The 3,329-nt window shown below is 75.3% G+C and carries 4 protein-coding genes; 1 reads left to right on the forward strand and 3 read right to left on the reverse strand.

Annotated features, from left to right (window positions below):
- From TR46_RS03700 to TR46_RS03710, 3 genes are all read right to left on the reverse strand, one after another.
- Nucleotides 1-818, reverse strand: an 818-nt coding sequence (locus TR46_RS03700; protein WP_084717844.1) for an aminotransferase class I/II-fold pyridoxal phosphate-dependent enzyme, incomplete at its 3' end; no start/stop codon positions are given.
- Complete coding sequence (locus tag TR46_RS03705) at nucleotides 815-1,033, reverse strand: hypothetical protein (protein WP_042393236.1); 219 nt, start codon at nucleotides 1,031-1,033, stop codon at nucleotides 815-817. The genes TR46_RS03705 and TR46_RS03700, both read right to left, overlap by 4 nt.
- A 91-nt stretch (nucleotides 1,034-1,124) precedes the next feature.
- A complete protein-coding gene (locus tag TR46_RS03710; protein WP_152626285.1) occupies nucleotides 1,125-2,087 on the reverse strand; it encodes a hypothetical protein in 963 nt (320 codons plus the stop codon).
- A 156-nt stretch (nucleotides 2,088-2,243) separates the two neighbouring features.
- Here TR46_RS03710 and bioB point away from each other — a divergent pair.
- The coding region (gene bioB / locus TR46_RS03715) for a biotin synthase BioB (protein WP_084717846.1) at nucleotides 2,244-3,329 on the forward strand (1,086 nt) is incomplete at its 3' end.

Consider the following 3,329-nt stretch of genomic DNA (forward strand, 5'->3'; position numbering starts at 1 on the left):
TCGAAGATGAAGGTCCTGGCCGCCTGGATCAGGTGCTCGATCACCCGGCGCGGACCGAGCACGGCGCCGCCCTGCGAGCCCAGCGACTTGGACAGGGTGACCGTCGCGACCACGTCCGGCGCCCCTGCCAGCCCGGCGGCGGCGAGCGCGCCGGCGCCGCCGGGGCCGAGCACCCCGAGCCCGTGCGCGTCGTCGACGAGCAGCGCCGCGCCGTGGTCACGGCAGGCCGCGGCGTGGGCGGCGAGCGGGGCGGCGTCCCCGTCCACCGAGAAGACCGAGTCGCTGACGACCAGGGCCCGCGGCTCGGTTCGGGCCGCCAGTTCGGCCCGGACCGCGTCCGGGGAGCGGTGCGCGGCGCGGGCCACCCGGGCCCGGGACAGCCGGCAGCCGTCGATCAGCGAGGCGTGGTTGAGCGCGTCGGAGACGATGACGGTGTCGGCGTCGGTGAGCGCGGTGACCGCCGCGAGGTTGGCGGTGTAGCCGGAGGAGAACACCAGGGCGGCCTCGGCGCCGCAGAAGTCCGCGAGCTCCGCCTCCAACTCGGCGTGCAGCGCGGTGGTGCCGGTGACCAGACGGGAGCCGGTGGCGCCGCCGCCCCAGCGCAGCGCGGCGTCGGCGGCGGCCCGGGTCACCCGGGGGTGGCGCACCAGGCCCAGGTAGTCGTTGCCGGCCAGGTCGAGCAGGGGCTCCTCGGCGGCGCGCGGGCGCAGGGTGCGTACCAGGCCGGCGCTGCGGCGCCGGGCCGCGGCCTGGTCCAGCCAGTCGAAGGGGTCGGCGACCCGGGTGGGCTCCGCGGACCCGACGGACTCGACCGTCATCCCGAGCACGCTCCACGCTGGGCCTGCTGCCATTCGCAGAGCGGGCACAGCGGGGCACCGGACACCTCGGCCGGGTGCTCGCTGGGTTCCCCGCACAGCACGCAGTCGGCCACCGCCCGGCCGGGCACGGCCGGCACTGACGGGGAGGCCGCCGGGGCCTGACGGTCGGCGGTGTCGCAGTACCCGGCGGGCTCGGGCTTGGGTTCGCTGTCCACGGCGCCGATCCTACGCGCGGCGCCCGGCCGCGAGGCCGCCGACCGCAGTGACCTCGGCCTCAGTACCGCCCGGCCCCGGTGACGCCGGGCCTCACTGCGCCGTGGCGGCGGACGACGGGCCCGGCTCCCAGGCCAGCGCCTCGGCCAGGGCGTAGGAGAGGTACCAGGTGGGGGTCTGCAGATCGGCGGTCGGCGGGCCGCTGTTCTGGAAGGCCGTCTGGACCACCGTCACGGCCTGGCCGACGGCGGCGACATGGACCACGGTGGCGGCGTCGGCCGGATCCTCGACCGTCGCGGGCGCCGACGCGGAGGGCGTGGGGCTCGCCGGAGCCGACGGGGTGACCGCCTTGGCCGCCCCCGACCGGGGCTGACCACCGGAACCGGCCGTGGTGCCGCCGGTGGTTCCGGTCGCGCCGGTGATCGTGGTCGCGGTCGAGGCGGGCTGCGGGTCGGTCGCGGCGAGGCCCCCACCCGGCTGCCGGAACTGCAGCGCGGCCTGGGCGGTCTGCCCGGCGGCGAGCGCCTTCGCTGCCCTGGCCGCCGTCGCGCGGTCCGGGTAGTAGAGGACCGTCACCGACGAGTACTCGGCCGGCTTGCCGTCGCGTACGTAATCAGCCGTCAGAAACCCGGTGCAGTGGGTGGTCGCGGCCGCCGGGGCGCCGGCGGCGAAGGCCGGCCCGCAGGGGCCGCCGCGCTGGTCCAGCACGGCGTACCGGGTCCCGTTGTAGCCCTGTGGGCTGGTCGCGGTGACCGGGTAGTCGACCTTCTTGGGCAGGATGAAGTCGACCAGGTTGGCGTTGGCGTCGCTGCCCGAGGCGGCGGTCCCGCTCCCCTGCCCCGCGGTGTCCTGGGAGATCCCGTCGGCGGCCGACTGCTGGTCCAGGTGCGAGGGGCCCAGGAACGCGACCTCGCCCCAGGTGGCTCCCGCCGCGGCCACCACGAGGAAGCCGACCAGCGCCATCCTCCGGGGGTGGCGGCGCCGGCGCCGATGGCTGGACGGGCGGCCCTGGGGTGGGTTGTGCGCTGCCCCCGCCTGCTCCCCCGTCGTGGTCATGCGGATGAGTGTATGGGGTCCTCCTGTGTCTTGATCAGGGGGTGCGGGAGGCGGGTGTTTTTGGTGGTTCTGTGACCTCCGGGCCAATCCTCGGCGAGATCTTCTGGCGGGTTCCGCAGTGGCGGCGACCCCCTCCCGCCAGGCAGGATCACGACCATGGATCTGCTCGAAACCCTCGTCGCCAAGGGCCTGCGCCGCGAACTCCCGACCCGGGAGGAGGCCCTGGCCGTGCTCGCCACCCCGGACGAGGACCTGCTGGACGTGGTGGCCGCCGCCGGACGGGTGCGCCGCCAGTGGTTCGGCCGCCGGGTGAAGCTCAACTACCTGGTCAACCTGAAGAGCGGGCTCTGCCCCGAGGACTGCGGCTACTGCTCGCAGCGGCTCGGGTCCAAGGCCGAGATCCTCAAGTACACCTGGCTGAAGCCGGATCAGGCCGCCGCGGCCGCCAGGGCGGGCCTGGCCGGCGGCGCCAAGCGGGTCTGCCTGGTGGCCAGCGGGCGCGGCCCCACCGACCGGGATGTGGACCGGGTCGCCGACACCGTCTCGGCGATCAGGGCCGAGAACGAGGAGGTGGAGATCTGCGCCTGCCTGGGCCTGCTCTCCGACGGGCAGGCGGAGCGGCTGCGTGACGCCGGCGTGCACGCCTACAACCACAACCTCAACACGTCCGAGGACACCTACACCGACATCTGCTCCACCCACACCTTCGCCGACCGGGTGGACACCGTGCAGCAGGCGCAGGCCGCCGGGCTGTCCGCCTGCTCCGGCCTGATCGCGGGCATGGGCGAGAGCGACGCCGACCTGGTGGACGTGGTCTTCGCCCTGCGGGAGCTGAGCCCGGACTCGGTGCCGGTGAACTTCCTGATCCCGTTCGAGGGCACCCCGCTGGGGAAGGAGTGGAACCTCACCCCGCAGCGCTGCCTGCGCATCCTGGCGATGGTCCGCTTCGTCTGCCCGGACGTCGAGGTCCGGCTCGCGGGCGGCCGCGAGGTGCATCTGCGCAGCCTGCAGCCGCTGGCGCTGCACCTGGTGAACTCCATCTTCCTGGGCGACTACCTGACCAGCGAGGGCCAGGCCGGCCAGGCCGACCTGGACATGATCGCCGACGCGGGCTTCGTGGTGGAGGGCTCGGACGAGAAGACCCTGGCCCGCGACCGTGCCGATGGCGCCGCCGACCCCGCGGCCCCCGCCGACGTCGCGGCGGCCGACCTCGCCACGGCTGCTGCCGCGCCCGCCGCCGCC

The organism is Streptacidiphilus carbonis (assembly GCF_000787775.1).
Classification (GTDB): Bacteria; Actinomycetota; Actinomycetes; order Streptomycetales; family Streptomycetaceae; genus Streptacidiphilus; species Streptacidiphilus carbonis.